This is a genomic window from Pseudoalteromonas sp. TB64, from assembly GCF_000498095.1.
Classification (GTDB): domain Bacteria; phylum Pseudomonadota; class Gammaproteobacteria; order Enterobacterales; family Alteromonadaceae; genus Pseudoalteromonas.
Genome location: NZ_AUTQ01000231.1, coordinates 1 through 4,315 on the forward strand (window position 1 = coordinate 1; position 4,315 = coordinate 4,315).

General features: G+C 41.2%; 5 protein-coding genes and 1 pseudogene. 5 read left to right on the plus strand and 1 reads right to left on the minus strand.

Translation table 11 applies throughout. The features are described 5' to 3' along the window. The 4 genes from L647_RS0119665 to L647_RS1000000126605 all read left to right on the plus strand — a co-directional run. A partial coding sequence (locus L647_RS0119665) for a transketolase C-terminal domain-containing protein (RefSeq protein ID WP_024612547.1) occupies nucleotides 1-1,250 on the plus strand: 1,250 nt, incomplete at its 5' end. Between the two features lie 106 nt (nucleotides 1,251-1,356). Next, entirely contained in the window at nucleotides 1,357-1,740 is a 384-nt protein-coding gene (locus L647_RS0119670) for a hypothetical protein (RefSeq protein ID WP_024612548.1), read from the plus strand. Nucleotides 1,741-1,753: 13 nt separating this feature from the next. Further along, nucleotides 1,754-2,389 carry a hypothetical protein gene (locus L647_RS01000000124665; RefSeq protein WP_253948913.1) on the plus strand — a complete coding sequence of 212 codons (636 nt, stop codon included), beginning with the start codon at nucleotides 1,754-1,756 and terminating at the stop codon, nucleotides 2,387-2,389. Between the two features lie 16 nt (nucleotides 2,390-2,405). Beyond that, nucleotides 2,406-2,723 (plus strand): hypothetical protein, encoded by a 318-nt coding sequence (locus tag L647_RS1000000126605; RefSeq protein WP_253948914.1) that lies wholly within the window; start codon nucleotides 2,406-2,408, stop codon nucleotides 2,721-2,723. A 96-nt stretch (nucleotides 2,724-2,819) separates the two neighbouring features. Here the strand turns inward: L647_RS1000000126605 and L647_RS0119680 are convergent, their stop codons facing one another. Further along, on the minus strand, nucleotides 2,820-3,968 hold the full coding sequence (locus L647_RS0119680) for an endo-1,4-beta-xylanase (RefSeq protein ID WP_024612549.1): 1,149 nt from the start codon (nucleotides 3,966-3,968) through the stop codon (nucleotides 2,820-2,822). Between the two features lie 157 nt (nucleotides 3,969-4,125). On the opposite strand from L647_RS0119680, the pseudogene L647_RS0119685 reads away from it, so the two are divergent. Then, nucleotides 4,126-4,315: pseudogene (locus L647_RS0119685) on the plus strand (DUF5060 domain-containing protein); the annotation flags it as partial.

The following is a 4,315-nucleotide window of genomic DNA, read 5'->3' on the forward strand; positions in this document are numbered from 1 at the left end:
AATCAGGCTCGCACGACTGCCATGGCTCGCCATTAGGTAATGACGAAATAACTGCTGCACGTAAATTTTTAAACCTCCCAAATAAAGCATTTAGTATCAGTGATGATATTTACGCCCATTGGGACGCTAAACAAAGCGGTGATAAAAAACAAAAACAATGGCAACAACTGTTTAGCGACTACACCAATAGACACCCTGAGCTTGCTAAAGAATTTGAGCGCCGCGTAATTAAACGCACCCTTCCTGACAACTTTGAAGCTATTGCAAACAACTATATTGCACAGTGCAACAAAGACGCCGCTAACATTGCCAGCCGAAAAGCCTCGCAAAACACCATTGAAGCCTTTGCCCCGCATTTACCAGAGTTATTGGGTGGCTCTGCCGATTTAGCCGGTTCTAACTTAACGCTGTGGTCTGGCTCTAAAGGCATAAGCGCAGATGACGCCAGCGGTAATTACCTGTTTTATGGCGTGCGCGAGTTTGGTATGAGCGGCATTATGAATGGCATATCACTGCACAGTGGTTTTATTAATTACGGTGCTACATTTTTAATGTTTATGGAATACGCCCGTAACGCAGTAAGAATGTCAGCACTTATGGGTATTCAAAATATATTTGTGTATACCCACGACTCTATTGGCCAAGGTGAAGACGGCCCGACTCATCAACCTATTGAGCAACTAGCCAACCTACGTATGACCCCAAACTTAGTCACATGGCGCCCGTGTGATGCAGTAGAAACCGCCGTTTCGTGGAAAAACGCTATACAAAATCAGCAGCAACCTACGGCGCTTATTTTTAGTCGCCAAGGGCTCAACCACCAGCCACGCAGCGCTCAGCAAATTAGCGACATAGAAAAAGGCGGCTATATTCTTAGCGAAAGCAATAAAGCGCCTGAGCTTATTTTAATAGCAACGGGGTCTGAAGTTGATTTAGCAATGCAAGCCGCAAAAGAGCTTACAGCACAAGGCGTTGCAGTGCGTGTGGTATCAATGCCAAGCACCACATTGTTTGATCTACAATCAGACGATTATAAGCAAAGTGTATTACCAAACTCGGTTGCAAACCGCATTGCAATTGAAACATCACACCAAGATTACTGGCTTAAATATGTAGGTTTACAAGGCAAAGTAATTGGTATGAGCACTTTTGGTGAGTCGGCGCCAGGTAACGTGTTATTAGAGCACTTTGGCTTTACCACCAAAAACGTAGTTAGCACCGCGCAGGCGTTAATTAAAGCCAACGCCTAATACATTTAGTACGCGTAATGCGCGCAATAATACAATTTTATCCAATTAATGCGCTAAGCCTCCCAAAGCTCGGCGCATTTTTATAATTAACTAACAAAGGTGAACTATGAAATATTTACTATTAATTATGCTTTTTAGTGCAGGTACTAGTTTTAACGCATGGGCAAATGACAAGCAAAATGATGAACTAATGCTAACGATTTTTTTAAAACACGACCAATCAAAAAACCTCTCTGAAATAAAAGAAATACTAAACAACGCTAACTTTTACAAACACTTCCCACCAGAGGGCGCAACGGTAGAATCTTGGAAAGTAATGATGGGTATAGGGCAAGTAGTTACTCTGCGCTTTCCGGCAGCGCTAATGCCAAAAGTAAATTTATCAATAGAACGCTATGGCTGGAAAGCTTACAGCACTGAGTTTTATCCAACATACGACCTGTACCCAATCGTAAAAGAAGAAATTAAAAAAGCCAGAACGAACAATTAAAAGAGTAACCAACATGACAACTTCAATTGTTCAATACACACTAAGTAATGAAACAAACGATACTATTTCTATTATTAACTACGGTGCCCGGCTTACAAGCTGGGTTACCCATGTTGATAATAAAAAACGAAATATTATACTTGGCTATTCTAATATTAATGACTATTTAAACGATACGTTTTACTTAGGCGCGGTAGCCGGTCCTTATGCAAACAGGCTAAATAACGCACAAGTACACATTGATAATAAAGCCTATGCGCTTAATAAAAACGAAGGAGTAAACCAACTCCACGGCGGTCAAAAAGCATTAAGCGACTTGTTTTGGCATCTCGATTACCATCAAAAAAACGTGTTAAGTTTAAGTATTACCCTACCCGATGGTTATAACGGCTACCCCGGTAAAACCACATTTAATGTGCTGTATACCTTTACCACTAACAGTAAAAACCAAAGTAATCTTGATATTAAATTTACTATTACCAGCAATAAAAAAACCATTACGGGGCCTACATCACACCCGTATTTTAATCTAAATGGTATTACTAACAGCGCACAAGGGCATGTATTAACATTAGCCGCAGCACATTATACGCCCGTGGATACACATGCAATTCCTACCGGTTTAATNTGTAGCCAATACGCCTTTTGACTATACAAATGCGCGGGTGCTTAATAAAACCGATAAACTTGATCATAATTTTGTAACCGAGCAAGTACTTAACCTGCAAACCATTAAGCAACACGCGACGCTTACAAGCGCTGATGAAAAAGTAATGCTGAGTGTGCTTTCTAACTACCCTGCCATTCAGGTGTATACAGGGCAGCACTTAAAAGGTGCGTTTAATGCATATGACGGTATTTGCCTAGAGCCGCAATTTTGCCCCGACAGCCCTAATAACCCACACTTCCCATTTAGCTATTTAACACCACAAGTGCCTTTGCAAACGCATATTAGTTATTGCTTAACTAACTTGAAATCTTAATAATAAACCTATCAAAAATAGCTATTTTAAGCGCTTAAAACCAAAAAAGGATCGCTCTTAAGCGATCCTTTACGGGAGATCAAATGTTTAGAGCGATTATAAATCGCTTACAAAGCTTTTAAGTTTTAACTCACGGTCAATTAATAATGGGTAATCGGTGCGCCCTTGCATTGGCCAATCGTTACGCCAAGTACGTGCATCGCTTATACCCCAAAATGTTACGCGACTTACTTTATCGTCATGCTTTTTAAGTATGTTAAACACGGCTTTATAGCGCTCGCCTAACTGGGTGTTTACTTCACTCGGTAAACCATCTGGGTATGGGTTAAAGCGCTCTTGCAAGGCAATATCTAACGAAATATCAGCCCCTTGTTCTTCACCTTCAGGGAATGGCAATACCGAAATATCAAGCTCGGTTATCATCACATCAATACCTGTGGCTGCGTATGCCACAATAGAGTCTTCCATTAACGAAAGCTCTGGGTTATCAAGCGAGTAATGCGCTTGCATACCAATACCATCTATTTCAATGCCTTTGCTTTGTAAGTTTTTAATAAGCGCAATTGCACCGGCTCGTTTTTCTGGCTTATACAAGTTGTAGTCGTTGTAATACAGCTTGGCATTAGGCGCTGCCTGCTTAGCGTATTTAAACGCGTATTCTATAAAGTCGTCACCAATAATGGTGCTCCATTTAGATTCGCGCAGTGTGCCGTCTTCGTTAAGTGCTTCGTTTACCACGTCCCATGCAAAAATGCGGTTTTGATAACGCCCTGCAACAGCATTAATGTGGTTTTGCATGCGCTTAAGTAATGCATCGCGGGTTAGCGGTTCGCCCTGCTCGTCTTCAAAAACCCAATCAGGGGTTTGCGAATGCCACACTAATGTGTGCCCAACTAACTCTTGGTTGTTCTCTTGTGCGTACTTAACTAACGCATCAGCGGCTTCAAAATCATAGGTTTCAAGCTCTGGGTGTATACGCTCCCACTTCATAGAATTTTCTGGCGTAAAGGTATTAAATTGCGCTTTAGCCACGTTTAAATCTTCAGGCAAAGCCCCTAACACTTGGTCGCGGCTAATTGCTGTACCAATTTTAAAATGATCTTTAAATTGCGCTTTAAGCGTTAATTGCTCCGGCGCTTTTTGTGCTTTTAGTGTCGGTTTACTTTGCTCTACTGAGCCATTACAGCCAAGTGCAAGGCTCGACATTCCTAATAAAATAGCAATCGTTAGTTTATTTTTATGCATGATGTACCTGTTGTGTGTTTTTTAGTGTGCAAGGTAAACTTAACACCATATAGTCTTTTTGACAACAACGTTTTATTAAAATAGACTGAACAAAAATAACACGAACAAAGTTCCTTAATCACACGCTTAACTAGCAAGAAAATCAGCAAGGACATACATGAAAAATCAAACAATAAAACTGCTGCTGTTAATTAGCGCATTTTTCGCTTCATTAATTTTCAGCGCCCTAATTCGCGCGGAGCAAACCAGCACTCACGTGCCTATTTGGCATAAATTAAGCTTAACCCTTGAAGGCCCCCACACCAGCGAGCTTGCCACGCCTAACCCCTTTACCGACTACCGCTTAG

What these genes read in the sequence shown, in the direction of transcription:
- L647_RS0119670 (WP_024612548.1), top strand. Translation starts at nt 1,357, where the DNA reads ATGAAATATTTACTATTAATTATGCTTTTTAGTGCAGGTACTAGTTTT.
- L647_RS0119680 (WP_024612549.1), bottom strand. Translation starts at nt 3,968, where the DNA reads ATGCATAAAAATAAACTAACGATTGCTATTTTATTAGGAATGTCGAGC.